This window comes from Paenarthrobacter sp. Z7-10, assembly GCF_026932795.1.
Lineage (GTDB): Bacteria > Actinomycetota > Actinomycetes > Actinomycetales > Micrococcaceae > Arthrobacter_M.
In genome coordinates this window covers 1-26,987 of the sequence record NZ_JADPVH010000054.1, presented here as the reverse complement: position 1 = coordinate 26,987, position 26,987 = coordinate 1, and the positions used below count along the sequence as shown (strand labels likewise).

General features: G+C 63.7%; 29 protein-coding genes. 17 read left to right on the top strand and 12 right to left on the bottom strand.

The genetic code is table 11. From position 1 onward, the window contains the following. Positions 1 to 405, top strand: a 405-nt coding sequence (locus IV498_RS14810; protein ID WP_442951359.1) for a hypothetical protein, incomplete at its 5' end; no start/stop codon positions are given. On the opposite strand, the gene metE is transcribed toward IV498_RS14810, so the two are convergent. Together metE and IV498_RS14800 are read right to left on the bottom strand one after the other, a co-directional pair. Next, on the bottom strand, positions 393 to 2,741 hold the full coding sequence (gene metE, locus IV498_RS14805; protein WP_269047835.1) for a 5-methyltetrahydropteroyltriglutamate--homocysteine S-methyltransferase: 2,349 nt from the start codon (positions 2,739 to 2,741) through the stop codon (positions 393 to 395). The two genes, IV498_RS14810 and metE, sit on opposite strands and share 13 nt — an antisense overlap. Before the next feature lie 72 nt (positions 2,742 to 2,813). Continuing rightward, positions 2,814 to 3,791: a methylenetetrahydrofolate reductase gene (locus tag IV498_RS14800; RefSeq protein ID WP_269047834.1), complete on the bottom strand. Its 978-nt coding sequence runs from the start codon at positions 3,789 to 3,791 to the stop codon at positions 2,814 to 2,816. A gap of 389 nt (positions 3,792 to 4,180) precedes the next feature. Between IV498_RS14800 and IV498_RS14795 the strand changes: the two genes are divergently transcribed. Then, positions 4,181 to 4,378: a hypothetical protein gene (locus IV498_RS14795; protein WP_269047833.1), complete on the top strand. Its 198-nt coding sequence runs from the start codon at positions 4,181 to 4,183 to the stop codon at positions 4,376 to 4,378. A 65-nt stretch (positions 4,379 to 4,443) separates the two neighbouring features. Further along, a complete protein-coding gene (locus IV498_RS14790) occupies positions 4,444 to 5,319 on the top strand; it encodes an aminoglycoside phosphotransferase family protein (protein WP_269047837.1) in 876 nt (291 codons plus the stop codon). Here the strand turns inward: IV498_RS14790 and IV498_RS14785 are convergent. The 3 genes from IV498_RS14785 to IV498_RS14775 all read right to left on the bottom strand — a co-directional run bounded on the left by IV498_RS14785 (position 5,247) and on the right by IV498_RS14775 (position 8,533). Next, a complete protein-coding gene (locus IV498_RS14785) occupies positions 5,247 to 6,530 on the bottom strand; it encodes a class I SAM-dependent methyltransferase (protein ID WP_269047832.1) in 1,284 nt (427 codons plus the stop codon). The two genes, IV498_RS14790 and IV498_RS14785, sit on opposite strands and share 73 nt — an antisense overlap. Before the next feature lie 32 nt (positions 6,531 to 6,562). Further along, positions 6,563 to 7,522, bottom strand: a complete 960-nt coding sequence (locus IV498_RS14780) for a hypothetical protein (protein WP_269047831.1) — start codon at positions 7,520 to 7,522, stop codon at positions 6,563 to 6,565. Between the two features lie 192 nt (positions 7,523 to 7,714). Further along, the gene (locus tag IV498_RS14775; protein WP_269047829.1) at positions 7,715 to 8,533 is read right to left on the bottom strand and encodes an SDR family oxidoreductase; all 819 of its coding nucleotides are present in this window, start codon (positions 8,531 to 8,533) and stop codon (positions 7,715 to 7,717) included. 225 nt (positions 8,534 to 8,758) lie between these two features. On the opposite strand from IV498_RS14775, the gene IV498_RS14770 reads away from it, so the two are divergent. The 6 genes from IV498_RS14770 (at position 8,759) to IV498_RS14745 (ending at position 13,550) form a co-directional block, all read left to right on the top strand. Beyond that, complete coding sequence (locus IV498_RS14770) at positions 8,759 to 9,040, top strand: DUF6480 family protein (protein ID WP_269047827.1); 282 nt, start codon at positions 8,759 to 8,761, stop codon at positions 9,038 to 9,040. Continuing rightward, a complete protein-coding gene (locus IV498_RS14765; RefSeq protein WP_269047825.1) occupies positions 9,037 to 9,654 on the top strand; it encodes a cysteine hydrolase family protein in 618 nt (205 codons plus the stop codon). Before IV498_RS14770 ends, IV498_RS14765 begins: the two co-directional genes overlap by 4 nt. Positions 9,655 to 9,775: 121 nt before the next feature. Next, positions 9,776 to 10,294, top strand: coding sequence for a Dps family protein (locus tag IV498_RS14760; RefSeq protein WP_269047824.1), 519 nt, complete (start codon positions 9,776 to 9,778; stop codon positions 10,292 to 10,294). 39 nt (positions 10,295 to 10,333) lie between these two features. Further along, positions 10,334 to 11,428 (top strand): acyl-CoA dehydrogenase, encoded by a 1,095-nt coding sequence (locus tag IV498_RS14755; protein ID WP_269047823.1) that lies wholly within the window; start codon positions 10,334 to 10,336, stop codon positions 11,426 to 11,428. Next, positions 11,422 to 12,843 (top strand): PIG-L family deacetylase, encoded by a 1,422-nt coding sequence (locus IV498_RS14750; protein ID WP_269047821.1) that lies wholly within the window; start codon positions 11,422 to 11,424, stop codon positions 12,841 to 12,843. The genes IV498_RS14755 and IV498_RS14750 overlap by 7 nt, the downstream gene beginning before the upstream one ends. Continuing rightward, entirely contained in the window at positions 12,840 to 13,550 is a 711-nt protein-coding gene (locus IV498_RS14745; RefSeq protein ID WP_269047819.1) for a glycosyltransferase, read from the top strand. Before IV498_RS14750 ends, IV498_RS14745 begins: the two co-directional genes overlap by 4 nt. A 10-nt stretch (positions 13,551 to 13,560) precedes the next feature. Here IV498_RS14745 and IV498_RS14740 read toward each other — a convergent pair whose 3' ends face one another. From IV498_RS14740 to IV498_RS18970, 5 genes are all read right to left on the bottom strand, one after another. Next, positions 13,561 to 14,511, bottom strand: coding sequence for a carbohydrate ABC transporter permease (locus tag IV498_RS14740; protein ID WP_269047817.1), 951 nt, complete (start codon positions 14,509 to 14,511; stop codon positions 13,561 to 13,563). Next, positions 14,508 to 15,458 carry a carbohydrate ABC transporter permease gene (locus tag IV498_RS14735; RefSeq protein WP_269047815.1) on the bottom strand — a complete coding sequence of 317 codons (951 nt, stop codon included), beginning with the start codon at positions 15,456 to 15,458 and terminating at the stop codon, positions 14,508 to 14,510. The genes IV498_RS14740 and IV498_RS14735 overlap by 4 nt, the downstream gene beginning before the upstream one ends. Before the next feature lie 3 nt (positions 15,459 to 15,461). Beyond that, positions 15,462 to 16,853, bottom strand: a complete 1,392-nt coding sequence (locus IV498_RS14730; protein ID WP_269047814.1) for an ABC transporter substrate-binding protein — start codon at positions 16,851 to 16,853, stop codon at positions 15,462 to 15,464. A gap of 159 nt (positions 16,854 to 17,012) precedes the next feature. Beyond that, positions 17,013 to 17,615, bottom strand: a complete 603-nt coding sequence (locus tag IV498_RS18975; protein WP_330059693.1) for a RecQ family zinc-binding domain-containing protein — start codon at positions 17,613 to 17,615, stop codon at positions 17,013 to 17,015. A gap of 114 nt (positions 17,616 to 17,729) precedes the next feature. Beyond that, a complete protein-coding gene (locus IV498_RS18970) occupies positions 17,730 to 18,206 on the bottom strand; it encodes a DEAD/DEAH box helicase (protein WP_330059692.1) in 477 nt (158 codons plus the stop codon). Positions 18,207 to 18,335: 129 nt separating this feature from the next. On the opposite strand from IV498_RS18970, the gene IV498_RS14720 reads away from it, so the two are divergent. Genes IV498_RS14720 through IV498_RS14710 form a run of 3 tightly spaced genes read left to right on the top strand, consistent with a single transcriptional unit; the run spans position 18,336 to position 21,535 of the window. Beyond that, entirely contained in the window at positions 18,336 to 19,691 is a 1,356-nt protein-coding gene (locus IV498_RS14720) for a type III polyketide synthase (protein WP_269047812.1), read from the top strand. Beyond that, a complete protein-coding gene (locus IV498_RS14715; RefSeq protein ID WP_269047810.1) occupies positions 19,654 to 20,409 on the top strand; it encodes a class I SAM-dependent methyltransferase in 756 nt (251 codons plus the stop codon). The genes IV498_RS14720 and IV498_RS14715 overlap by 38 nt, the downstream gene beginning before the upstream one ends. Then, on the top strand, positions 20,402 to 21,535 hold the full coding sequence (locus tag IV498_RS14710; protein ID WP_269047808.1) for an FAD-dependent oxidoreductase: 1,134 nt from the start codon (positions 20,402 to 20,404) through the stop codon (positions 21,533 to 21,535). The genes IV498_RS14715 and IV498_RS14710 overlap by 8 nt, the downstream gene beginning before the upstream one ends. 116 nt (positions 21,536 to 21,651) lie before the next feature. Here the strand turns inward: IV498_RS14710 and IV498_RS14705 are convergent, their stop codons facing one another. Beyond that, positions 21,652 to 22,584 carry an SDR family oxidoreductase gene (locus tag IV498_RS14705; RefSeq protein WP_269047806.1) on the bottom strand — a complete coding sequence of 311 codons (933 nt, stop codon included), beginning with the start codon at positions 22,582 to 22,584 and terminating at the stop codon, positions 21,652 to 21,654. 108 nt (positions 22,585 to 22,692) lie between these two features. Here IV498_RS14705 and IV498_RS14700 point away from each other — a divergent pair, with 108 nt between their 5' ends. The 5 genes from IV498_RS14700 (at position 22,693) to IV498_RS14680 (ending at position 26,359) form a co-directional block, all read left to right on the top strand. After that, positions 22,693 to 23,826: a YihY/virulence factor BrkB family protein gene (locus IV498_RS14700; RefSeq protein WP_269047804.1), complete on the top strand. Its 1,134-nt coding sequence runs from the start codon at positions 22,693 to 22,695 to the stop codon at positions 23,824 to 23,826. 168 nt (positions 23,827 to 23,994) lie between these two features. Beyond that, positions 23,995 to 24,750 carry a hypothetical protein gene (locus IV498_RS14695; RefSeq protein WP_269047803.1) on the top strand — a complete coding sequence of 252 codons (756 nt, stop codon included), beginning with the start codon at positions 23,995 to 23,997 and terminating at the stop codon, positions 24,748 to 24,750. Then, positions 24,747 to 25,199 carry a phage holin family protein gene (locus tag IV498_RS14690; protein ID WP_269047801.1) on the top strand — a complete coding sequence of 151 codons (453 nt, stop codon included), beginning with the start codon at positions 24,747 to 24,749 and terminating at the stop codon, positions 25,197 to 25,199. Before IV498_RS14695 ends, IV498_RS14690 begins: the two co-directional genes overlap by 4 nt. Next, positions 25,196 to 25,771, top strand: coding sequence for a DUF3618 domain-containing protein (locus IV498_RS14685; protein ID WP_269047799.1), 576 nt, complete (start codon positions 25,196 to 25,198; stop codon positions 25,769 to 25,771). Before IV498_RS14690 ends, IV498_RS14685 begins: the two co-directional genes overlap by 4 nt. 51 nt (positions 25,772 to 25,822) lie before the next feature. Beyond that, positions 25,823 to 26,359 (top strand): hypothetical protein, encoded by a 537-nt coding sequence (locus tag IV498_RS14680; RefSeq protein ID WP_269047797.1) that lies wholly within the window; start codon positions 25,823 to 25,825, stop codon positions 26,357 to 26,359. Positions 26,360 to 26,455: 96 nt separating this feature from the next. Here IV498_RS14680 and IV498_RS14675 read toward each other — a convergent pair whose 3' ends face one another. Beyond that, the gene (locus IV498_RS14675) at positions 26,456 to 26,731 is read right to left on the bottom strand and encodes a primase-like DNA-binding domain-containing protein (protein WP_269047795.1); all 276 of its coding nucleotides are present in this window, start codon (positions 26,729 to 26,731) and stop codon (positions 26,456 to 26,458) included. Between the last annotated feature and the right edge of the window lie 256 nt (positions 26,732 to 26,987).

Genomic DNA, 26,987 nt, shown 5'->3' with positions numbered 1-26,987 from the left:
CACCAGGAAGGCTATAGCCGACCACCAGCCGCGGATTCGCGGCGGCCAACCGCCGGGCAGGATATTCCCGGCCACCTGCAGCGGATTCGCGGCGGCAGGCCGACCACACCGCCGTCACCGAACACACCGGACACACCGGGCGGTACCGGCGCCGTCACCGGCGCTCGACGCATCCGTCGCCCGACCGAATCTGCGGCGGCTCGCCACCCGCACCGGCCTGCAGCGGACCCGGCCACCACCTCCAGCTTCGGCGGCCCGCCGGCCACCTCGAACCTCCAGCGGATTTCGCGGCGGCCCTCCACCCGCACCGAGCTTCCAGCGGATTTCGCGGCGGCCCTCCACCCGCACCGAGCTTCCAGCGGATTTCGCGGCGGCTCGCCGGCCGCCTCGAGTCAGCGGGCCTGAACGAGCTGCGCCCGGACCTGCCGGGCAGCCTGCACCAGATTCCGCAGCGATTCCTCAGTCTCCGCGTACCCTCGGGTCTTCAGTCCGCAGTCCGGATTCACCCACAGCTGGCGCACGGGTACATGCGCCACGGCCGTATCCAGCAGCTCGACTACTTCGGCCTGGCTCGGCACCCGTGGTGAGTGGATGTCGTAGACCCCCGGGCCAACACCGCGTGCGAAGCCGTGACTTTGCAGATCGTGCACCACCTCCATCCGTGAGCGGGCCGCCTCTATCGAGGTCACATCCGCGTCAAGTCCGTCGATGGCGTCAATGACCGCGCCAAATTCGGAGTAGCACAGGTGAGTGTGTACTTGCGTTCCGTTGGCAGCGCCGGAGGTGGCCAGCCGGAATGAGTTCACGGACCAGTCCAGGTAGGCAGCTTGGTGGACGGCGCGCAGTGGCAGGAGTTCACGCAGGGCGGGTTCGTCGACTTGGATGATCCTGATGCCGGCGTTCTGCAGGTCTTCAATTTCATCGCGCAGGGCCAGCGCCACCTGGTTCGCGGTTTCTCCCAGCGGCTGATCATCACGGACAAAGGACCAGGCCAGGATGGTCACCGGCCCTGTCAGCATGCCCTTCATCGGTTTTGCTGTCAGGGACTGAGCATAGCTGGCCCATTCCACCGTGATCGGCTGGCTCCGGGTGACGTCGCCCCACAGGATGGAGGGACGGGTGCAGCGGCTGCCGTAAGACTGGACCCAGCCGTGCACGGTGACGTCAAAGCCCTCCAGGTTCTCGGCGAAGTACTGGACCATGTCATTGCGTTCCGGCTCACCGTGGACCAGCACATCGAATCCCAGCTCCTCCTGCAGAGCCACCACGCGTTGAATCTCATCCCGCATCCGGTCCTTGTACTGATCCTGGCTCAGCTCGCCCTTGTTGGCTCGGGCCCGCGCGGAACGTATCTCGCTGGTCTGCGGAAATGATCCGATGGTCGTGGTGGGCAGCGATGGGAGGTTCAGTTCCGCTTCCTGGACCGCAGCCCGAACGGCGTAGTCGGCACGGCGGAAGTCAGCGGAATTCAGCACAGCGATCCGCTCCCGGACGTCCCCGCGCCGCACCCCTTCAGCTTCAGCGCGGGCGGCGATAATTCGGCTGGCTTCCGCAATGGCGGGCTCGACGGCGGCCGCATCAGCGAGCAGTCCGGCGAGGGTAACGACTTCGGTCACCTTCTGATCCGCAAAGGCAAGCCAGCTGCGCAGCGAAGCGGACAACTGGGTCTCTTCCTCCACATCGTGCGGAACGTGCTGCGTTGAGGTTGACGTGGAGACCGCGAGGGAGGACACACTGCACTGCAGCTGAGCCAGTTTGTCCGCGGCGGCCCGAAGGTCGTTGCGCCAGATATTGTGACCGTCCACGAGTCCCGCCACCACTGTCTTGCCCGCCAACAGGGCCAGCTCCCCGGCGTCCGGGACTGCACCCTTGAAAACGTCAAGGTGCAGCGCCTCGATCCTGCTGGCTGCCAGGGTCGGCAGGAGTTCGTCCAGCGAACCATAGGGGGTGCTGACCAGCACTGCCGGCCGGGCGGGTGCCGAGGTGAGCACGTCGTAGGCTCGGGACACTGCCGTCTGCAGTTCGGCGATGGGCACGTCTTGGTCCGCCACCAGCGCCGGTTCGTCGAGCTGGATCCAGCTCGCGCCGGCTGCGGCCAACCGGCCCAGCAGTTCCACATAGACCGGAAGAAGGTCTTCAAGCCGGCTCAGCGGCGCAAACCCCTCCGGGGCGCCGTCGGCCGGCTTGCTCAGCAGCAGGAAGGTGACCGGACCAATCAGGTACGGCCGGGTTTCCACGCCGTTGGTCAGGGCATACTCGAATTCCTCCACGATCCGGTTCGAGGTTGCCGAAAAGGCGGTCTCCGGGCCTATCTCCGGCACCAGGTAGTGGAGGTTGGAGTCGAACCACTTGGTCATTTCCAACGGCTGCTGCCCGGCGTTGCCGCGGGCCAAAGTGAAGTATCCCTCCAAATCCAGCTGTCCGGCGTCGTCCAGCAGCTGCCCGAAGCGTGCCGGGATGGCACCGAGGTGGGCTGCGGCGTCGGGTACCTGGTCATAGAAGGAAAAGGTGCCGGGAACCGCGGCGGCCTCGGTCAGCCCCAGTGCTTGCAGGTGCTTGGCGGTGTCCAGTTGGATCTTCTTCGCGGTCTCCTCAAGTGCGGCCGCGTCGATCCGGCCGGCCCAGTAGGCTTCGACCGCCTTTTTCAGTTCACGGCGGCGGCCTATCCGCGGATATCCCAGGATGGACGACGACGGAAAGGTTGCGGCGGGTGATGCGGCGGGTGCTGTGGATTCGGGCACGGGATGGTCCTCATTTCTAGGGAAGGTTGAAAGGGTGATGACTGCGGTGCTGGCGGTGAGTGAACCCCTTGCTCAGCCGGCGAGCACACTGGCGGAAAGCGGCGTGGCCCTGCGGCGGGCAAATGTCGGACGGTCCGGACGGAGCAGCTGGAGCTTGTCCAAGACCTCCAGCGCGGCGCCATGCTCGTTGAAGGTGTAGAGATGTATGCCGGGCGCGCCGGCGTCCAGCGCCGCTCGCGCCAGATCGACCGTGGCCTGCACGCCGATCCGGCGGCGTTCGCCGTCGTCGTCCGCTGAAGCCAACGCACGCACCAATTCCGGCACCGGCTCCACCCCTGTCAGGTCCCCCAGCCGCTGCAGCCTGCGCAGGCTGGTCAGCGGCATAACACCGGGAATGATCGGAATCGTCACTCCCGCCCGGCGTGCCCGTCTGACCAGGTCGGCGTACTGCCCGGCGTGGAAAAACACCTGCGTGATGGCAAAGTCCGCCCCGGAGCGTTGTTTGGCCAGCAGCACCTCGATATCGTGCTCCTGGCTGGGCGACTCGGGATGCTTGGCCGGATACGCTGCCACGCCGATGGCGACCCGGCCGGCACATAACAAGGCGGTGCGCCGCTGTTCGACGCCGCGAATGAGTTCAATCAGATCCTGGGCATGGTGCAGCGACCCGGGCGGATGCTCCAGACTGCCGTCCCGAGGATGGTCCCCGCGCAGGGCCAGAATGCCCCGTACGCCGTTCTCCAGCAGGTCCGTCACGATTTCGGCGAGTTCCTCGGCTGTGTTCCCCACACAGGTGAGGTGTGCCAACGGCCGCAAGGTGGTCTCATTGAGCAGCCGGTTCAGCAGTTCGACGGCGGTGTCCCGGTTGGTCCCGCTGGCACCGTAGGTGACGGAGACGTAGTCCGGGTTGGTCGCCTCCAACTCCTTGATGGTTTTCCAGAGACTATCCGAGGCGGCCGGAGTACGGGGCGGAAACAGTTCGTATGACAGCGCCACGGGGGCGGAGACGGTATGCAAAGGGTGCGTTTGTATCAAATTTGGTGGTGACATTTGCTGTCCTTGGCTGTCGACCATTGCCGCCGTGGCGCCGACCTCGGCCGACGGTGCACGGAGCAATGAATTGAGAAAAGGGGACACCGAAACGATTCCGCCGAAGGGCCACGGGGGCAGCTTTGCGGTAAGCGTTCCGTGTGCAAATGTCAGGCCCACATGGGGGCACCCACACCCTCGAATCGAGGATCGCTGACACGTTACATCCGGTAACTTGCTGTTTACTCTACGAGCCGCCCGGCGAGGCCGCAACTAGTCAACCGAATTAAGACGCGGTTTTACGACTCATTCTTATCCTTCGTGCGGAAACGGGCACGTATTCTTGCCTGGTTCCGAATATTTGGATGGCCCGCTTTCCCGGGCCGGATGGTGCGGGCTATGCTGTGGCCATGAATACACTTCCTGCGGCATATGAACGTTATTTGGAGGGCAGGGACGAAAACTTTGTGTTGACCGTCCGTCCGATCCTCCTGCAGTCCGCGGCGGACAAGCTGCATGGTGTGCGCGTGGTGGTGCTGCCGCATGAGGTGCAGGCCTTCTTGGACGAGAAGGTCGCCTACGGCGAGGTGTTCGAAGAGGGCTTCTAAGCCCGGCGGCCACTTTCGGCACGCTTAGGTTCCAACCGGAGGAAAGGCGTTGTGCCGTGCCCGCAATGCCCGCCGCGGAGATCGATGTTGATGCCCCCTTGGTCCGCTCGCTGCTGCTGAGCCAGCATCCGGACCTGTCCACCTTGGCCATCCGCACGTTGTCCAATGGTTGGGATAACGCCCTCTTTCGGCTGGGTCGCGAATATACGGTCAGACTGCCGCGCCGGGCCGCGGCGGCTCAGCTGGTTCGGCACGAGCAGCGCTGGTTGCCGGAGTTCTCAAGGTTAACGCGCGTCTCCCTGCCGCTGCCGGTCCGGGTTGGGCAGCTTTCTCCGATCTACCCCTGGTATTGGTCTGTGAGCCCATGGCTGGAAGGCACTGCAGTGCTTGGCCTCCCGCCGGGCAGGCGGAATTCGCTCGCGCTGGCTTTGGCCCGGTTTATAGCCGACATCCACCGTCCAGCCCCGGCCGACGCTCCGCGAAACCCAGTCCGTGGGACGGCACTGGCGCTGCGGGACGACGCGGTCCGCGCCCGCCTCAGTGCTCCGGAGCTGGCTGGCGGAGGGTTAATCGATTTATGGCAGGAACTGGTGGCCGCACCGCTATGGCGCGGACCGCAGGTCTGGCTCCATGGCGACCTGCACCCGGGCAATATCCTGCATCGCCGGGGCACGTTGACGGCGGTAATAGATTTCGGCGACCTGACCAGCGGTGACCCGGCCACCGATCTCGCGACTGCCTGGATGACGTTTGACGCCCGTGACCGGTCAGTGTTCCGCCGTGAGGTGACCAGACTGTGCGGCACGGACGGGCATACCTGGCGCTGGGCGCAGGGTTGGGCACTGAATATTGGCAGCGCGCTGCTGACTCATTCGGATGACAACCCACCGTTGAGACGTTTGGGTGAGCACACCTTGGCCCAGGTTCTCTCCGAGGCGTAGTTTTCCGCTCCGCTGCCAAAGTGCTGCTGGCTGTTCCTGTCTGCGATCGTCCGTGAGCCACCGCCGGAGCTTTTGGTGGAAACCGCGACCGTAAACTTTGCTGTGCGGCCGCGGACCTCCGTCCTTCCCACGCGCTGTTCCAGCTGTCCAATGTAACCAAGATGGTTGTTGAATACTGTCCACAATTCCCCGCCCGGCGACAGCACCCGCGCCGCGGCATCAAAGAGTTTTAGGGCAGCACCCGCGTGCACCGATGAACCAACGTGGAAGGGCGGATTCAGTATTATCAGCTCCGCACTTTCATCCGGAAAGCTGGCCATGGCGTCATCGTGGACAACGTCGATGCGGCCGGTAAGGGAATTGGTCGCCGCTGTTGCCTTAGCTGAGGCCACTGCGGCGGCTGACTGGTCGGTGGCCGTCACCCGGAGGTCGGGCCGGCGTGCGGCCAGGGCTGCCGCCAGCACACCCGAGCCGCAGCCCAGGTCGATGGCCCGGTGTGCGTCTGGCTTCATCTCCGCCGCGAAGTCCAGCAGATAGCGAGATCCGATGTCGAGTTTGGTGCCGGCGAAGGTTGCGCCGTGCGCGCAGATCCACAGGCCCAGCTCGGCGTTGTACTCCCGCTGCGGGTAGCGTGTGGGACCGGCTGGACGGCGGGGCTCCCGGGCCGTCAGCACGCGGGACTTCTGCCGGGCCAGGCCGGCTGTCACGGTTCCGAAGGATTCCCGCAGCAGCTCTTTCATCGCGGGGGTCATATGTTTGACCCGTCCGCCGGCGAAAACCTGGACGTCGTCGCCCGCGTGGCGGGCCATCAGATCCGCGACTTCGGAGAGTTCATGGAGGCCCCGGGGCAGTTGCCACAGCACCACACTGACCCCATCGAAGAGTTCAGGACCCAGCGGCAGTTGCCGGAAGCTCCCGGCACCGCCGAGCCGGGCGGCATTGTTCCGAAGGGCAAGCTCAGAGGACCGGCCGTCCTGATGCACTCGGATTCCAGTGGCTCCGAAAACTGCCGCGGCCGCAAGGGTCAACGCACCGTACCGATCCCCCATAATGGCGAGGCGTCCGTCGTCGAGCGCCGACAAAGTCGCGGCGGCCGTGGCAAGGATGAGCCGGTCGCTGGCGTCGGAGGCGAAAAGGTTGGGCGCTTCAACGTCAGGGAATCGGCGCAACCCATTGAAGTCGAAGTCGTCCAACTGCGCGTTTTCGGTCACGAAGGTCAAGCCTAGACGAAATGAACCGCGCCTCAGGTGCTGCCCGTCCGGCAGGACCGATACCAATCCAGCACGCGCAGTGCCCGCAGCGTGTTCCAGCGGCTGGGCCTTCCGTCACCCTTCTCGAGCTCGAAGTGCACGGCACCGGGATGGGTGTTCTCCAGCAGCCACCGACCGTCGGCGGTGCGCTTGCTCTGCACCAGCTCGATGGCCTCGGTCCAGCGTTGGTCGGGGTCGACCCTCGCGCAGCGGAAGTATTCCAGTGCACGCAGCACGTCGTAGTGCCAACGGGTCGGATAGGAGAACTGGAGCCACTTCTCGTTCGGTATCTGTCCGGTGGAAAGCCGGTGCATGAGGTGTCGGTCGAGCAGATAGTCGTGGGCACGGCCACGCGAGGCCCGCACGGGCGCGGCTCCGCCGACGGCCCGCTCGTACTCCAGCAGCCCTTCGAGCACGGCGATAGTGCTGTTGAAGGACGCCCGCGTCGAACCTATCTCGGTGTCGCAGTTCCAGCCACCGTCCTCGAGCTGGTCCAAGAGCAGCCGCTCGACGATGCCCCGCACGTTTTCGCCGAAGTACGCACCGACGGCTGTCGCCAGACCATTGATGCACGGCTCGACCTCGCCGTCGAAGAAGGCCGACCCGTCGTACTCCCAACGGCTCTTCTCCCGCACGAGTGCAACGGCGCGCCGCACTCTGTCATCGGACGGGTCCACTCCGAAGTCGCGCAGCAGCTTCAGCGAAAAGGACGTCACGGTCCACGGCTGGCCTTTTGTCTCGGAGGTTGCGGCAGGAAAATGAGTGCCACCTGCCCATTGGCCGTCGTCGCCCTGGAGCGCCAGGAGGCGCGCACCCCATCCCTGCCGAACTACCTTGGCCCGCTCGACGGCCACCTCGTCCGCAGAGGCGTCGGTGAGGTCCCGCAGGACTTGCCAGCGAATCGCCGGATCCGAGTCAAGAAGCCAGTTCAGAAGTCCATTATGGACCATCATTCTCCCACCGTGGAGCGCAATATGGGCCCGGGAATCCCCAAGCGGGGCAAAAGACTTTGAGATTTGCCGTTCCTCGTTCAGCACGCTCCTGTGCCTGTTCCACTGCCTGCTCCGGTTCCCGGCCACCATGCTTGTGCCCGTCCGGCCACCATGCCGGCCGCGCATGACCCCCGGCCTTTAACCGTTAAGGCGCTAGAGTTCACGCCACTCGTTGCCTGTAATGTGCGAGCCGGCCTGGGGCCCCATCGCCAGCATGCCGCCGTCGACCGCCCAGGATGCTCCGCTGACATAGCTTGCTGCAGGCGAGGCCAGGAAGGCGATCACGGCGGCGACTTCGCGCGCGTCGCCGGGCCGACCGAGCGGAATACCCGGGCGTTCCGTACTGCGCGGATTCTCATCGTCCTGACCTGTCATCTCCGTGGCGATTTCACCCGGCGCAACGGCATTGGCGGTGATCCCCAGATGCCCCAGTTCGAGGGCGATCGTCTTAATTAGGCCACCAAGTCCGTGTTTGGACGCGTCGTAGGCCGAGGCACCCACCCTCGGTTGCGTCTCGTGGACACTGGTAACGGCGATTATGCGTCCGCCATGGCCGGCCCGCGCCATCTCCCGGGCGGCGCGCTGGAGGCAGACGAAGGCACCGTTCAAGTTGGTGTTCATAGTCCGGGCCCAATCCTCGTAGCTCAAGTCCAGGAACTTTTTCCCGTCCCCGGTGCCAGAATTGTTGACGAAGACATCCACCCCGCCAAGCTGGTGGATCAGGGAATCAATGGTGTTTCCGCAGGCCTCGACATCGGTGGTATCAAGTTGGGTCACGATCGCCTTGCAGCCGTGCGAGCGGACCTCCTGGGCCGTTTGCTCGGCGCCGTCCTGATCACGGTGCCACGTCAGGCCAACATCAAGCCCGGCGGCTGCCAGCGCGACCGCTGCTGCGCGGCCGATGCCAGAGTCGGACCCAGTCACGATGGCCGTGCGGGGCACAAATTCCGTCGATTCCGTCGAACGATCCATGGTTCTGCTCCTGTCTGCAGCGTTACCGGCTGCGGCTGCTGAAGTGCGGTTACTAAGTATGCTTTCCAACCTGGAGCTATTGTGCAAGAGTTGAAGGCAAAGCGCGCCGCGGGGAGGGACCGGTTTTAAATCGGGAAGGACCGGACTTATCTGCGGCCGACCTGCTTGTCCGTTTGGCCGCTGTTTGCCGGTTTGACCGCTATGCAAAACCTATTGGAGGCTCCGATGAGTTCGAATCCAGATCCGGAGCAGGAAAACATCACCGGTTTGGAACCCGGCGGAGGTGTGCCTCCCGGCGAAACCCCTCCAGCGGAAGGGTCAATGAGCATGGATCAGGGCCATGATGAGGGTGCACCGAAAAAGTCCTTCAGATGGATCTGGCTCACCCTGATCGCCGTGGTGGTTGTCCTGTTTATCCTGCTTATTGTTGGCTACGTAACACATCTGTTCGGACTTTTGGCTTTGGGAACACCCGGCTTCCTTCCCTCCCGGATACTGCAGACGTGACGACGGCGGTCCTCATTATCGACATGCAAAACGCGTACTTTGAAGATCCGGTCCTGCAGGCTCAGCAGGACGCCGTAACAGCGGCCTGCAATGGGGCGATCGCCGCGGTCCAGCAAAGAGACTGCCCGGTGCTCTTGGTCTGCACCGAACATGAACGGGACCGCTCCACGTGGACTTTGAGCATGCTCGATGACGACCAGGGGTTGATCTTCCGCGGCAGTGCACAGGCACGTGTCGTTCCCGGGCTCCGGGAACAACACTTGCCCCGGTTGGTCAAGACCCGCGACAGTGCCTTTTTTGGCACCGATCTGTTGCTCCGCCTGCGGAACTGGTCAGTGGACCGGGTAGTGCTTGCGGGCGCGGCGACACAGAACTGCATCGCTCAGACGGCTGCGGATGCCTTCGCCAACAACCTGCGGGTGGTGATCGCCCGCGATGCCATGGCCTCCGATGATGCGGACTTTGCCAGTGCGATGCTGGATGTTCTCTCCGAGGAGTACAGCCAGCCTGTCCTTCCGCAGCACCAGATCCTGAAACTGCTGGCCGACGACGGCAACGCCACCGACGGCCGCAGCAGCCATCGACCCGCCGATGACGACGTCGGCCGCGGCTGAGCCGAGGGCACAACCGGGAAACTTCGCGGGGCTGTGGATTTCTCCCGCCGAAGTAGTTACGGTCAAAAGACAAGCATGCGAACAACTACCTTTGCCTACCCCCGCCACCTCAGGAGGAACCATGAAAGCGTCAAAAACGCTCAGCACCACTCTGCAGTCGGTCCTGGTTGACTTGATCGAACTCAACATTCAAGGAAAGCAGGCACACTGGAACGTCGTCGGGAAGAACTTCCGCGACCTGCACCTGCAGTTGGACGAAATCGTCGCTGCCGCCCGGGTTTTTGCCGATGAAGTTGCGGAGCGAATGCGCGCCCTGCACGCGCTGCCGGATGGGCGAAGCACCACGGTGGCAGCGTCAACGTCGCTGGAACAATATCCGGGCGGTCTAGTGGATACCAAGGACGTAGCCAAATTGGTGGTTGCCCGGCTTGAAGGAACGGTCGCAACCATGCGCACGGTCCATGACGAGGTGGATGAGGAAGATCCTACGACGGCGGATATCCTGCACGCGGTTATCGCCAAGCTGGAGCAGTTCGCTTGGATGGTCGACGCGGAGAACCTGAGTCCAACGGCGAACGTCACCGAGCCGGCGGCGGCCAAGGCAGGACCAGGCAAGACCAGCGCGGCGACGGCGAAGTAGCAGGTTTTGGCCTCGGCCCCGCCCCCAGGTTCCCCAGCCATGCCTGTGCGTTTGGTTCCCGGTCCAAACCAGCTTCAGGATTCCGGCGATGATCTTCCCGCGCTCTGGGATCAAACCAGGGCATGCGCCGGGGAGATCCGTCCTGCGCTGGATCTCGCAATCCAGCTGGGCCGGAAGCTCCCGTTTCCCATGAATGGGCAGACCCGTCGGCTGTGGGAGGCACTGGCGACGGTTTCCGCCGCGGATGTCTCCTTGGCCCGGATCCTTGAGCCGCATCTGGATGCCCTGGCCATTATCGGCCAGGCCCCCGATCTGACCGTCGACGACATTCCGGGCGGTTCCGACGGCTGCTGGGGCGTATTTGCCGCCGAGGCTCCAGGCAGCCGCCTCCAGGCAACCTGGGAGGGGAAAAGAGACGGAAAGGGTGCCGGTGATGGGAAGGGGAACGGTGAGGCTGGCTGGATCCTCAGCGGCACAAAGCCATGGTGTTCGCTGGGCGCCGAGCTTTCACATGCTGTGGTTACGGCCCAAACGGATGACGGCCGCCGCGCCTTTGCCGTCCGGCTGCGCCAGCCGGGCGTCCAGCCCGACGACGTCGGCTGGAGCGCCTTGGGGTTGGCAAAAATCCGCAGCGGACCGATCAATTTTGACCGGGTGCCGGCCGTGCCCGTTGGTGGCCCCGGCTGGTACTTTTCCCGCCCTGGTTTTTCCTGGGGCGGCGCTGGGGTGGCTGCTGTGTGGTTCGGTGCCGCTGTGGCCATTGCGCGCCGGGTATTTCTGCACTGCTCTTCCCGTGAGGCGGATCAGATAGCCCGAATGCACTTGGGCCTGATCGATGCCGAGATTTGTTCAGCGCGCAATGCCCTGCTGATGGCGGCCGGCCACGCCGATGGGCCCGACGGCGGCACCGGACATCGGCTGGCCGCCGCACGGGCCCGTGCCGCCGTCGTCGGCTGTGCCGAAGCGATCCTGGAGATCGCCGGGCACGCCATGGGGCCGGCGCCGCTGGCTTTTGAACCGGACTATGCCGCGCGCACGGCGGACCTCGCCCTCTATCTGCGCCAGGACCACGCGGAACGCTCGAGTGCGGCGATTGGAGAACAGCTTCTGGCCGGAGGGGCGGCGCCATGGTGACCTTCAGTCATCTGGACCGGGGCACGCCGGAACAACTCTGGCTGGCCTCGCCGCGACTGCGTTGCGTGCCCACTATGCATCCACAACTGGACCGGTATGAGCGGCTGGTGCTGGTTTCGGCGCATCCCGACGACGAGACGCTCGCCGCCGCTGGTCTGCTGCAGGCCGCGACGCAGCATGGGCTGGCCGTCCGGCTGGTGGTCGCAACCTTGGGTGAGGCCTCACACCCGCACTCGGTCACGCATACGCAGGAACAGCTGGCTGCGATCCGGCGCGAGGAACTTGATCATGCCATCTCCGCGCTGGTCCCTTCCGCCGTCATCGACTGCCTGTCGCTGCCGGACGGACAGGTCTCGTCCCGGCAGCAGGACCTGGAACAGGCCGTCCTGGGGCACTGCAGCAAGGAACAGGGCAAGACACTGATCGTTGCGCCATGGCGTGGGGACGGCCACACGGACCACGCAGCAGCGGGGGCAGCTGCGGCCGCGGCTGCAGGGCGGAGCGGTAATCCGCTGCTCGAATACCCAGTCTGGATGTGGCATTGGGGCAGCCCGGAGGATTCGGGGTTGCCGTGGGCGGCGCTGCGCAAGCTGAACCTGGGCCGCACCGGGCTGGCCCGGAAGAACACCGCAATCAGCTGCCACTTCAGCCAGATTTCTGCACTGTCCGATCAGCCCGGCGACGAGGCCCTGCTCGCCGAATCGGTGCTGGTGCATTTCCGACGGCCCTACGAAGTCTACATTGACAGTGCCGGGGTCATGGCACCGGTGGGCACTGAGCTGGCGCAGTGGGCGAGCCGGGAATTTGACGCCATCCACCAGGACTTTGCCGAACCTTGGCAGGCGCCGGAAGCGTGGTATGAGAAACGTAAACGGCAACTGACCTTGGCGATGCTGCCGCGGGAAAAGTTTGCGGCAGGGCTGGAGATAGGCTGCTCCACGGGCGTCCTGACCCAGGAACTGGCGGAACGGTGCACCAGCCTGCTCGGCGTTGACCTGAGTGCGCAGGCCGTCCGAACCGCGATGCAGCGAACTGCTGAACTGCCGGGTGTCAGCATCGCGCAGCTCAGTGTTCCGCAGCAATGGCCACCGGGTACGTTCGACCTGATTGTCCTTTCCGAGGTGGGGTACTACTTCACTCGGTCCTCGCTGCAGGAGGCCGTCGACCGCAGTGTGGGAGCGCTGCGGCATGACGGCGTGCTGCTGGCCTGCCATTGGCGTCACCCCATTGAGGGCTGGCCGCTGGATGGGGACGCGGTGCACGGCTACCTTCGCCAACATCCTGCCCTAAAGGGCATCGGGTTCTACAAAGAACGGGACTTTGTCCTGGAGGCCTTCGCGCTGACTAACTCCTTACCGCTGACCAACTCTTCGCCGCAAACCGGCGCCTTGGCGCCGACCCGGGACGAACCGTGAGATCCCCGCTGGGCCACATCGCCGTCGTCATCCCGTCCCGGAATGAGGAACAGCTGCTGCCGCTGTGCCTGGAATCCGTGGCCGGCGCCACGGCGTTCCTGGCCTCGCACCGGCCATTGATCAAGGTGAGCATCACTGTGGTCCTGGACCGGACCACCGATACTTCCGCCCGGCTTGTGGACTGTCATCCCGCCGCCCGAAGCGTTGTCTGCGATGCCGGCAGCGTGGGAGCGGCACGGGATCTGGGCATCCGCACCGTCCTTGCCGAAGCGGCGGAAGCGGGGCAGGACGAGGCTGCGGTCTGGATTGCCAACACTGACGCCGACAGCACGGTGCCGCGCGGTTGGCTCCTGACCCAGGCTGGCCTTGCCGACGAGGAGTGGGATGTGGTGGTTGGTAAGGTGCAGCCGGATCCTAACGACCTGAGCGATTCGCAGCGGGCCCTGTGGTTCGCGACGCATACATTGGCCGATGGACACGGCCACATCCACGGGGCCAACCTTGGCTTTAGGGCCGGCGCCTATGCAGCGCTGGGTGGCTTCCGGCACCAGCCGGTACACGAGGACCGCGATTTTGTCCACGCCGCCCGGACCGCGGGGCTGCGGGTGCTGGCCACAGATGCCTGTCGGGTCACCACCTCCGGACGGACCGAAAGCCGGGTCCGCGGCGGCTTCGCCGACTTCCTGGCCAACCGGCAGGTCAGCTGAGCACGGCTCCTCAGCCCTTGCTGCCGGTCGTCGCGATGCCTGCCACGAAATGCCGTTGGCCGATGAAAAACAGCACAATCATGGGAATGGTGGTGATCACGCTTGCGGTGACGATGGTTTCCCAGTGCCAGTTACCGCCAAACCCGTACTGATCCAGGACCGCTTTGAGTCCACGCGGAATGGTGAAGGTGGATTCGTCCCGCAGATAGATCAGTGGGCGCATCAGGTCCGTCCACGAAGCCTGGAATTCAAAGATGAAGGCAACGGCCAGGGCCGGCCGGCACAGCGGCAGCGCAATGTGAGTGAAAAGCTTCCAATTGTTGGCGCCGTCCAGTTTGGCTGCCTCGAAGAGATCGCGTGGCAGCGAGAGGAAGAACTGGCGCAGCAGAAAGATGTAAAACGCGCTGCCGAAGAGATTATTGGCCCACAGCGGAGTCAGCGTCCCCACCATGCCCAGGCCGTTCCAGATCAGGAATGTTGGAATCATGGTGACCGCGCCGGGCAGCATCATGGTTCCCAGCACGAGGCCGAACAGCAGATTTTTTCCGCGGAAGTTATAGTACGCAAAGCCCCACGCCACCATGGCGCTGGAAATCGTTACGGTGACTGCCGCCAGCACGGTGACCAGAACCGTGTTCCCCAACCACAAGGCGATCGGGGCGTCCTGCCATACGGTGACATAGTTCTCCGGAGCAAAGGTCGCTGGAATCAGTCGGTTGTCGAAGACCTCGGATCGGGGCTTGAACGAGGCGCTGATCAGCCAGATCAGCGGATAAATAAATGCGACGGTGACAACGCCCAGCGCCAGCCAGGTTGCGATTGTGGCGGTTTTGCGCCCGGTGGAGACTTTCCGGGGCGTGCTGGTTTTTCTGCGGATCTCCGGCTGGCCCGGCGTCGGAGATGTTGCGGCCTTCGGCTGCGGCACGGACGGAGGAGTTGGATTATCCGCTTTGATCGTCATGGCTGCGCACTTTCGTAATAGACAAACCGCCGGCTCAGGCGCACCTGGATCAGCGTCACCAGCAGCACCACCACAAAAAGCAGCCAGGCCAAGGCCGAGGCGTACCCCATGTGCAGGAAAGTGAAGGCCTGCTGGAAAAGGTAGATGCCATAGAACAGGGCCGCATCATTGCCGTAGGTGGAGGAGCCTGAACCGAAGAAGGCGGTGTAGGCCTCGGTGAAGCTTTGGAACGCAGCTATGGTGTTGACGATGGTGAGAAAGAAAATCGTTCCGCTGATCATCGGGAGCTTGATCCGCAGGGTGCGCTGCCAGGCATTGGCCCCGTCGAGTTTGGCTGACTCCTCCAGCTCCTCCGGCACGGCGCGCAGGGCGGCGAGAAAGATGATGATGGACCCGCCCAGGGTCAGCAGGCTCATCAGGATCAGGCCCGGTTTAACCCAGTTCGGGTCCGTCGTCCAGTCCGGCCCCTGAATGCCGAACCAGCCGAGGACACTGTTCACCAGGCCGTTTTGGCCGTTCAGCAGCAGCAGGACCATAACGCCCACCGCCACCGGCGGTGTCATGTTGGGCAGGTAGAACGCGGTCCGGAAGAACCCCGCGGCGCGGCCGGCCCGGTTGAGCAGCAGCGCCAGGGCCAGGGCGGCAATGATGTGGATGGGTACCGAGAAGACGGTGTAAAAGATCGTGTTTCCCAACGCCAAGGACACTTTGGGATCGGAGAGCATCTGGCGGTAGTTGTCCAGCCCCACGAAGTTGGGGTTGTTCAACACGTCATAGTCGGTGAGCGAGAGGTATGCGCTGTAGCCCACCGGCCAAAGCGTGAAGACCAGGAAGCCGATGATCCACGGACTCAGGAAGAGGAAGGCCGCCCTGGTGTCCCCCTTGGTGGACGCACGGGCAGCTCTGGGCTGCTTCGCGGTCCGGCGCTTGCTGGAGGTTGAGAGCATGGCTCAGCCGGCGCCGTTCAGTTGTGCCCATCCGGCATCGAGTGCCTTTTGAGCCACCTGCTGGGCCTTGGCCAAGGCTGACGCCGGCTGGTCCTGCCCGTTGATGACGTGATTGACCGCATCCTGCCATGCTGTTTTGAACTCCGCGCCGGCGGGGTTCGCCGGGTATGCAAAAGAACTCTCATTTGCCGTGTAAGAGGCCTCTATGGCGCGGCCCCAATTTGTCGCGGGATCGGCCTTAACAAACTGGTCCTTGATTTTCTGGTCAGCCATCTGGTTGCCGGTGAACAGGCCGGTGAAGGGTTTCCCGTCTTTTTCCCGTGCCTGGACGCGGGCCGCCGCCGCCTTCATCCAGGAGTCGGTGGAGGTCATCGACTTGGCGAACCGGCATGCTGCGCCTGGATTGGGGCTGCCTTTGGGAATGGCCCACGCGGATCCGGAGGAGAAACTCAGCGGAGCACCTTGCCGGTCCTTGAAAGTCGTGAAGTCAACGTCCGCCTTGGGTGAAACGTCATTGAGGATATTTACGTACCACTGCTCCATCGCCATGGCCCCCAGCGTGTTGGAGGCAAATTGGTTGCCCTTGCCAAAGAAGTCGGCGGAGTCCCGAAAGGCCTTCACGGCGCCAAACCCTCCCTGCTTCTGGTAGATGGCCGCGGCGAAGGTCAGCGCCTGGACCACCTCGGGAGAATCGAGGGTTGCCTTCTTGCCGTCGTCAGAAATCAACGAGCCACCGTTGGCCTTGACCCAGAGCGGAAAGAAATCCGGAAGTTTGCTGTCATAGCCGATGACGGCGAGCTTGCCGTCTTTGGTTTTGGACAGGCTCTGCGAGGCAGCTGTAATTTTGTCCCAGCTCGATCCGTCGATGTCCGCCATGTCCAGCCCTGCCTGCTTTAAGAGCACCGGATTGGCCATTGTGATTTCCACCTGGTTGAACTCCGGGATGCCATAGACATGCCCGTTCAAGCTCACCTGGTCCAACGCCGTTTTGCGGAAGCTTGACGTATCAATCTTTTCGCCGCTGATGCAGTCGTCCAGCGGAATAACGGCGCCACGGGCCGCGAAACTGTCAATCTGGCCCCGGTCTCCGTAGATGATATCGGGCGACTGGCCGGAGGCTACGGAGGACAAAAACTGTTGAATGTCCAAACTTCCCTTGAGCAGATTGACCTGCACCCCGGACAAGGCGGCCTTTGCGTTATCGAACCGCGTGGTGGCCACCTCATCGCCTGTGCCAAAGCCCATAACCGTAAGTTTGCCTTTGAGCTGGGCGGAGGAGTCAAAGCTGCTGCTCGTTGTTTGATGGTTTGCCTGCCCGGTGGCGCATCCGGACAGCGCCAGTGCTGCCACGGACAATACGGAAAGTAATGCGGTTCTCGCAGCTTTGGCGCTCATTTTTCTCCTCGATCCACAGGTCCAAACCCCCCACTCTTTGTTTCCCTGCGGACGCCCGATACCGGGGGCTTGGCCTGAGAGGCGTCAGCAGTAGTCAGTTAGAGTCATGTCAGCACACTTGCAGGAGAAGTTCAATCCCGACGCTTCTCCCGGCCCGTGTCAGCCGGCGGGCAAACTTCGGTCCCCACCCCGGGCCCGGCGCAGCACCTTGGCGCCCGCCACGGCTTCCAGCGAAAGGGTTTTATAGCCCTCCCTGTCAAAGAGCACCGTGGTGCGGCCGTCCTCCTTGCTCATGACGATCCCTGGGCCCCAGTCCCGGTGCAGGACGGCGCTTTGCAGTGGAAAAGCGTCATCGTCATCGGTCAGATCGTCGTCGGTCAGGTCGACGTCGGTGCGGGCGCGGCAGGTGTCACAGTTACCGCAGGGATTCTCCAGCTCGTCGCCGAAGTAGCCCAATAGGTATTGGCGCCGGCAGCCATCCGTTTCGGCGTAGCCGCGCATCATTTCCAGCCGGGAGCGGTCAATCCGGATCCGGGATTCGGCCGCCTCGACGCCGCGCAGCACGCCGTCCCGAAGTTCAGTGGCGTAACTCTCGGTGTCCTCCCGGGTAGCCACGTACAGCAGGCCTGGCTTGTCCAGCTCCAGGATTTCGTCCAGCACTGCGTCGTGTTTTTGGCCCTCTGCATGGAACCGCCGCACCCGCAGGAATAGATTCGAGCGGTCCAATCCCTGGGCAATAACTAGTGGGTGACGAAGTTTCAATCCGCCAATAATTTCCCGCCGGACGGGAGTCGAGGCGGTAGCGGTGAGCGCAACGACCGCCGGACGCCCTATCTCGCTGCGGACGGCGCCAAGCCGCAGATAGTCGGGCGGAAGTCATGCCCCCAGGCCGAGACACAGTGCGCTATGTCCAGCACGAACAGTGCCACGCCGATATCCCGCAGCCGGGCCACGACCTCGTCGTTGGCCAACTGCTCGGGAGTCAGGAATAGGAACTTCGCCCGTCCCAATCCGACGGCGTCCCAGGCCGACGGCGTCCCAGGCGCCGTCGCGGCTCCGCTTCGTCCCTGCCGAATTCACAACAACAGCGCGCTCCTCGCCCAGCATTTCATTGAGATTCTCCAACTGATCCGCCTGCAAGGCGATCAATGGGGAGACAACCACCGCCAAACCGTCCCGGAGCAGTGCTGTGATTTGATGGACGGCGGACTTTCCGTGCCCACTGGGCAGGACGGCGAGCACGTCACCTCCGCTGACCGCGGCCTCAATGGCTTCCTGCTGCCCCTCGCGGAAGCTGGTCCAGCCGAACGTTTCCGCGGCCAGGTGCCGTAGTTGTTCGGAATCCGATTCCATGGCCCACCCATCCTCAGTATGCTTACGATCAACCTAACCCGGCACGTTTAGTTGAACCGCGGCCACGGGCCGGAGCCGGTAATTGCCTGCGGCATTGTTTTATCTGCGCGTCTCCCCTAACAATGGAATATGACGGTGATGCTGAGGTCCCTGGAAACCGCTGTTCCCCCTACTGTGCTGATACAGAGTCAGGCCCGGGATGTCTTTGCCGCTCAACCGGGACTGACCAGGTTGGGAACCCGGTTGGTGAACACCTGCTTTGACTCCTCGGCCATTGACATCCGCTATACGGCGCTGGAAGAACTGACCCTGGACCAGAACACGGAGAACCCGGTGTTCTTCGATGCCTCCTCCGGCCTGATTCTGAGTCCCAGCACCAAGGTCCGCAATGAGATTTTCACCCGCGAGGCAACGAAACTCTTTATCGAAGCGGCTCAAAAAGCGCTTGACGCCTGCGTCGGGCTGGCGGCCGCGGACGTCACCCATGTGATCACCGTTTCCTGTACTGGGTTCTTCAATCCGGGACCGGACTATAAAGTGGTCCGGGCGCTGGGTCTGAACGCCTCCGTACAGCGCTACCATCTGGGATTCATGGGCTGCTACGCGGCGTTCCCGGCGCTGCGCGCGGCCAAGGCGTTCTGCGAGGCGGATCCGGACGCCGTGGTGCTGGTGGTCAGCGCCGAGCTGTGCTCGCTGCACGTGCGCAGCTCCAACAATCCGGACACCATTATGGGCTCCTCGCTGTTCGCCGACGGCGCCGCCGCCGCGGTCATCACAGCCCGTGAGCTGCCGCCGTCGTCCTCCCCCAGGATTGTGCTGGACCACTTCGAAACCGTCCTGACCCCGGTCGGCGAGGAATCGATGGCCTGGAACATTGGCGACGAGGGCTTTGAGATGGTGTTGGGGACCTACGTGCCGCACATCATCGACGAGCATATTGTCGGCGCGCTGGAACCCTTGCTGGCCACCGATCCCGCGCTGGCGGCGCTGCCCTACCGGGACATCAAGCATTGGGCCATCCATCCAGGCGGGCGCAGCATCCTGGACAAGGTGCAGGCCAAGCTCGAGCTCACGGCGGAGCAGCTGGTGCCGGCCAGGGAGACCCTGCGCAACTACGGCAACATGAGCAGCGCCACGGTGCTGTTTGTGCTCAAGCACATCCTGGAGCAGCCGTTCGACGGCGGCAGCGAGCGGATCTGTTCGATGGCCTTCGGTCCGGGGTTGACGGTTGAGACCGGACTCTTCACCAAGGTGGGGGCCCGCAGCACCAACGAGGCGCTTGCGGCGCCGTCCAACGCCGAAGCTGGAAGTCTGGAAGCGGCTGGTCTGGATGCCGGCGCGGGCCCGACGGATGCTGCCGGCGCGGAGGCGGTGGATGCTGCCCGCGCGGAGGCCGATGCTGCCGGCGCGGAGGCGGTGGAGTTTGCGGAGGCGACCGAAGCGACGGATGAGCAAGCGGAACTCGCCGCCGCCGGGCGCGGCTGACAGAGCGCCGGTGGTCTTCCTGGCGGACCGGGCGGGCGGAGCCGTCGAGGAAATGGACAAGCCGGACTGTGACCCGGCACGACTGCATAACACCTATGCCCAGTTCCCGCTGGTCAACACCGTGGTGGCGGGCTGGCAACTGACCTACCGCCGTCAACTGCGTCCCCAGCTCGAGGCCGACCGGCTGAATACCCTGCTGGACGTCGGCTGCGGCGGCGGAGATGTGGCACGGGCGCTGGCGCATTGGGCGGCAAAGGATGGATTTCGGCTGCGCATCACCGCCATCGACCCGGACGCACGGGCGTACGCCTATGCCCGTGCACAACCGCCGGTGCCCGGGCTGGTCTTCCGCCGTGCCTTCAGCTCCGAGCTGGTGGACGAAGGCCAGCGGTTTGACCTGGTCATTTCCAACCATGTGCTGCATCACCTCACCACCCCTGAACTCCTGGGCCTGCTGGCTGATTCGGCACAACTGGCCAGCCGGGCGGCCGTGCACAGCGACATTGAACGGCACCGGTTGGCTTATGCGCTGTTCTCAGCCGGGACATTGCCGTTCTTCCACCGCTCCTACATCCGCCGGGACGGGCTGACATCCATCCGGCGCAGCTACACCGCCACCGAGCTGCAGGCCGCTGTCCCGGCGGCCTGGACAGTCCAGCGGCAGCCGCCATTCAGGAACCTGCTGGTGTACACCCCGGATGGTCCCGGACGTGCATGATGTCGTGATTGTCGGCGGTGGTCCGGTAGGGCTGTACCTTGCCGCGCTGCTGCTGCAGAAGGGCCTCGACGTCCGGGTGCTCGAACAGCGCACGGTTCGCAGCGGCCACTCCCGGGCCATCGGCATCCACCCGCCCGCGCTTGCCGCCCTGGAAGCTGTGGATGCTGCCGAGCCTCTGCTGCGGGAAGGCGTGCGGATCTGCGAGGGCCTGGCCCGCAGCGGCGGCAGCACCGTTGCCGGGCTCTCCTTCGCCCGGACGTCGGCCACACACCCCTACGTCTTGTCCGTGCCTCAGTTGCGCACGGAATCCATCCTTGCCCGGCGGGTGTACGAGCTCGATCCCAGTGCGCTTCGCTATGGCGAGCGGGTGCTGGACGTGCACGACGACGGCGACCGCGTCAGGCTCTGCGCAAATGTGGATGGTTCGCGGCGGGAGTACACCGCTCGGCTCGTGGTGGCCGCCGACGGTGCCCGCTCCACCGTGCGGGACCGGTTAGGCATCGACGCCACGTTGCGGAATTATCCGGATACCTACCTGATGGGGGATTTCCGAGACACGACATCCGACGGGCCGACGGCGGTCCTCTACCTGGAGCCGGGGGGAATTGTCGAATCTTTCCCACTTCCAGGCGGAGTGCGGCGCTGGGTGGTGCACACGGACGCCCTGCTGGCGGATCCCAGCGCCGAACTGCTGGCTGCACTGATTCGCCGGCGCACCAAGGTGGAGGTGCCGCCGGAGAGCAACACCATGCTCAGCGCCTTCTCGGTGCGGGCGCGGCTGGCCAGGCGATTGGTCACCGGCCGGGTGGCACTTATCGGTGACGCCGGCCATGAAATCAGCCCCATCGGGGGCCAGGGCATGAGCCTGGGCTGGCTGGACGCCGCCGCGCTGGCACCTATCCTCACCGCCGCCGTCGGCGGACACCCCACAGCCGAGGCGCTGCGCCACTTTGACCTGAGCCGGCGCCGCGCCGCGCTCATCGCCGTACGGCAGGCACATCTGAACATGGTTTTGGGCCGGCCGCTTGCCGGACCCGTGCTTGCCGCGCGGAACCGGATGGCAGGTCTGGCCCTCGGCTCCGCACACCTGCAGGACCTGGTGGCCCGCCGGTTCACCATGCAGTAGCAGACACCGCCCCACCGACCAGGACAGGCGTTCCCGCCGCGGAGGCCAGCCGCCCGCGTGTTCCCCGCCGCGGAGGCCAGTCGCCACGGACCCTCTACCCAGCGAATATGCGCGCGCTACGGCGAGGGCATGCCGCCGTTGACATTGAGGGTTTCGCCCAGCACATAACTGGATTCCGCAGAGGCGAGGAAAACGTACGCCGGTGCCAGTTCGGCCGGCTGCCCGGCGCGGCCGAGCGGGGTCGACTGGCCGAATGTCGGCAGCGCTTCGGTGGGTTGTCCGCCCGAAGGCTGCAGTGGCGTCCAGATCGGTCCGGGGGCGACGGCATTGACGCGAATACCGCGCGGCGCCAGCTGCTGGGCCAAGCCCTTTGAGAACGCGTTGATGGAAGCCTTGGTGGTGGCGTAGTCCAACAGGATAGGCGAGGGCTGGTACGCCTCGATCGAGCTGGTGTTGATGATGCTCGAACCGGGTAAGAGGTGCGGCAGCGCCTCTTTGGTGATCCAGAACATGGCGTAGACATTGGTCTTGAAGGTTTCGTCGAATTGATCATCCGAGAGGTCCTCCAACCGTTCGCAGAAGGACTGTTTGCCGGCATTGTTGACCAGAATGTCCAGGCCGCCCAGTCCGTTGATGGCCGCGCCAACGAGCTCGCGGCAATACAGCGGATCGGTCAGGTCACCGGGAACCGGCACGGCCTTACGGCCCGCCGCCTCGATCAGGGCCATTACATACTGTGCGTCCGCCTCCTCCGAGGGAAGGTAGGACAGCGCGATATCGGCTCCCTCACGCGCAAACGCCAGCGCCACGGCAGCCCCAATTCCGGAATCGGCACCAGTGATCAGCGCCTTTCGTCCGGTCAGGCGTCCACTTCCCCGGTACGAACTTTCCCCGATATCCGGCCGGGGCTCCATCTGCTCCGTCAGCCCCGGCGCCTCCTGATGCTGCTCCGGCGGAGCTATGGCCGGGTACTGCTGCGCAGGGTTAGCGAAGGTGTACTGGTCCTTACCGGGGTCCTCGCTCATGTCCCTACCGGTGTCCTCACTCATGCCGATCTCCGTTCGTTTGCACATGCCGGAGCACGCGGGTCAGAAAATAAATATAAGCTAGCTTACTACTTGACCACTTCAGTCCTGCGGACGAAAGTGGATCACCTGATGCAGGACCATACCGGAGGTGCAAAAATGGTCAAGGACCAGAAACAGACAGACAGCTCAGTCAGAGCAAAAACGGCGCCGGATCCCAACGACGGGCGTAAGCCAGACAGCCCGACGGACCTGAACAAGCCGGCCTGGGGCTACATCTTCAAAAGGACCTTGGCCGAATTCACCAAGGACCATTGCCAGGACTTGGCGGCGGCACTGACCTACTATGCCGTGTTCGCTCTCTTTCCGGCGTTGCTGGCCCTGGTTTCACTGCTGGGCGTCGTCGGACAGGCCGAAAAGACCACGTCGGCACTGTTGAAGATGGTGCAGAATATTGCCCCGGGAGGCGCCGTGGACATTGTCCGCGGCCCGATCGAACAACTCACGCACTCACCGTCGGCTGGATTTACCCTCGTTTTTGGCATAGTGGTGGCGCTCTGGTCCGCCTCGGGCTACGTGGGCGGCTTCGGCCGTGCCATGAACAGGGTCTACGAGATCGACGAGGGGAGACCGATCTGGAAGTTGCGGCCCACCATGCTGGCCGTGACACTGGTGGCTGTCATTCTGATGGCGGTGATCGCTGTCCTGCTGGCTGTGTCCGGGCCCATAGCGCAGTCCATTGGCGACGCGATCGGGGTGGGACCGGTGGTGGTGCTGATTTGGAACATCGCTAAGTGGCCAGTGGCGTTGGTGCTGGTCATCATCGTTATTGCCATCTTGTACTACGCCACGCCGAACGTGAAGCAGCCCAAGTTCCGCTGGATGAGCCTGGGCTCCCTGATCGCCCTGGTGATCTTTATCCTGGCATCACTCGGGTTCGCCTTCTACGTCGCGAACTTCAGCAATTACAACAAGACGTACGGTGCCATCGGCTCTGTCATTGTCCTATTGCTGTGGCTCTGGATCTTGAACATGTCGCTGTTGTTCGGCGCCGAGTTCGACGCCGAGGTGGAGCGTGGACGCGAACTTCAGGCAGGAATCAAGGCGGAGGAGACCATTCAACTCCCGCCTCGGGATACCCGGCAGAGCGACAAACTGAAGGAAAAGGAGCGCAAGGAGGTCAGAGAAGGCCGGGATCTTCGGGAGGAGCACGCGTCAGCGCCGGATGAGGGCAGCCACCCGGACTCCGGTCGGGACGCAAACTGAGGTTTTCGGGTCAATCCGGACAAAAAAGGTTGTCATACTAAGCACCCTTATGGTTAGACTTCTTGTTCAGGCACTGGTTCACGAAGCGGCCCCGAACCGTAAAGCGCCTGAGCGATTCCCCTCAAGCAGAGGGCTTACGTCCATCATGCAGATATCGGAGGAAGAATTATGAACACGTACCAAGTACCGGAGGACTCCCCTTCCGCGGGCTCTTCGTCGAAGCCGGATGCGGCTAAGCACGAAGCGCAGGAAGTGGGTAACGAAGGAAAGCAGGCTGCAGCCCATGTAGCCGCCACGGCAAAGGACGAAGCCGGAAACGTAGCCCAGGAAGTTGGAACCCAGGCAAAAAACCTGGTCGGCGAACTGGGCGATGACCTGCGGACCCAAGCCGGAGCTCAGCAGCAGAAAGTTGCCGAGGGGCTGCGTTCCATCAGCGATGAATTGCGGTCGATGGCCGAGAATAACAGCGGCGAAGCGGGGACAGCCACCCATTGGGTACACGAAGCGGCCCGCAGGACCGGCAGCGCCGCAGGCTGGCTGGACCAGCGCGATCCGGGCGAACTTGTCCAGGAGGTCAAGCGTTTCGCTCGGCAGCGGCCCGGTGCGTTTTTGGCGATTGCGGCGGGGGCGGGCCTGCTCGCAGGCCGGCTCACCCGAGGGCTGGCTGGAGGCGGAGACTCCCAGTCGGGGACGACGTCGGCCCGTAACGACAGCGGCGTGCCGCGGAAACTCCCGCCGACGCCGAATTACCAACTGGTTTCGGAGGGCACGGGAGCGTATGACCCGGACTCCGTCTACCCGCCGGTGCCTGAGGTGGCTCCTCCGACTGTCACCACCGCAGGGGCTGCCGGCACGCAGACCGGAATGGGTGTGCCTGCCGAGCCACGGTTCCTCAGCGATGAGGAAGAAGGGCTGCGGCCATGACCGAACAGCGACCTTGGGTCCAAGGCCAGGAACCGGTGCCGCCACCGAGCACCGCGGAGCAGAAGGCAGAATCCACCTCGTTGGGCGATCTGTTGGGCGAGGTAACCTCAGACATTTCAACCCTGATGCGCCAGGAAGTCGCGCTGGCCAAGGCCGAACTGCGCGAGTCTGCGTCACGGGCAGGCAAAGGTGCGGGCATGCTGGTGGGCGCTGCTGAGGCGGGCCGCTTTGTATTGCTGTTCCTGTCGCTGGCCCTCACCGGGGCACTCGCTTCGCTCATTGGGTGGGGCTGGTCCGCCCTCATCGTGGCCGTTATCTGGGCCATCATTGCGGCCATTCTAGCGGTCGTCGGAAAGAAAGAAATATCGTCCATCCGCGGATTGCCGCGGACCACGGAAACCGTTCAAGAAATCCCCGCGGCGCTCAAGCCCGGAAAGGATACGCCATGAGCCAGTCACCAGAGGAAATCCGCTCCAAAATCGATTCGACCCGGGCCAGACTGGGCACCGACGTCGACGCGGTGGCGGATAAGGTCAATCCGTCCAGCATCGTGCACCGGCAGACGTCTAAAATGCGAGGATCTGTGGAACGGGCGAAGGACAAGGTCATGGGCTCCCGTGACGATGCCCAGGATTCGGCCCAACATGCTGCGCATCAGGCAGGAGACGCCGTGCGTGATCTACCCAACACGGTGACCTCCCGGACGCAGGGTAATCCGCTCGCGGCGGGCCTGATTGCCTTCGCGGCAGGCTGGCTGATCTCCTCCCTGGTACCACCGACCGATGCAGAAAAACAGGCTGCCTCCGCTGTCAAGGACAAGGCACAGCCACTTATCCACCAGGCGGGAGATGTCGTCAAGGGCATCGCCGATGACATGAAGGAACCGGCGCAGAACGCGGTGCAGGAAGTGAAAGCAACCGCGCAGGACTCCGCAGAAAACGTTAAATCCGACGCCACGTCGGCGGCCGGTGATGTCCAGGACAGGGCGCAGGAGGCCAAGGGCAACATCGCCTCCAGCTAGGACGGTTCACAAACCAAACAAGGATCTATTCCGACGCAAAGGAGTTTCACCATGGCAGGAAATTTGATTGCCCGTTCGATTCACGACCTCAGCGCGGGGGCCTGGTTTGGCGGGTCGCTGATGGGGGCTATCGGACTCAACGGTGCCACGGGAGATGCCAAGGATCCTGCGGAACGAACGAGGCTTTCCAGCCTTGGTTGGAAAAAGTGGGCCCCGGTGCAAACCTCGGCGTTCGCCGCGCACATCGTCAGCGGTCTTGCAGTCATCTGGGAAAACAAGGAGCGGATGGCGAAACAGGACGGCGTAACCCGGCTCTCGATTTACAAGACAGTCGTGACGCTGGCAGGAGCGGCGGTTACTCTGTACGCCGGAATGGCCGGCAAGAAGGTTGACGAGCTGGCTGGGCAGGGTGCCAGTGGGGCCACTGAGCCCCGGCCCGGTGCCTCCTCGGAACTGCAGTCGGCGCAGAAACAGCTCAAAATGCTGCAATGGGCCATTCCCGTCTTTGCCGGGTGGGTCATCGTACTGGGCGCCAAGCACGGTGAAATGCAGCGTCCTGGCAACGTTGCAAAGGGCTTGGCTCGATAGACCCGTAGTCAGAAGACCGCCCCACGGCTGCTCCAAAGCAGCGGCAGCGGGGCGGTCTTCTTATGTGGAATGAGCGCTTATGGGGTACGGGACCGTTTAAATGGGCCGTGGAGTGTCGGTGATGAACGTGATGGCGATGGGACCGGTCATCATCAGGCCCGGATAAAGGCTGTGGCGCCCAGCCCGAACGCTGGCCACGTGGCTCTCGGAAAGCGCTGTCTTAAAGGTGTGGCTGGACCATGGCTCCAATCCGAGAATCGAACACCAGGTCAGATACAGACCGTACAGGTCGTCCGGACTGGTACCTACCGCTGGGTCTTCGTCATCGCGCACACAATCCGCGAAGAATTTTTCGAGGTGCTCGTTCGCCAAGTCCAATTTCCACCCGCCAAAGTAAGTTGGTCCCAAGGTAGGAACGTATCACGCGCGTTCCGCCCCGAGCCTGCGCTCTGGCCGATTAAGTCCCTTGAAGTAGTCACTCTGGAGCGTCCCCGGTTTAGTGGACACGGTTGGGTTTGTCCGGGTTCCCGAGTGTAGGAGACTACTTTTATGGGTTCCACCCGCAGGAGCTTTACCGAGGAGTACAAGCGCGATGCTGTTGCGTTGATTACCGATGGTGGTTATACGG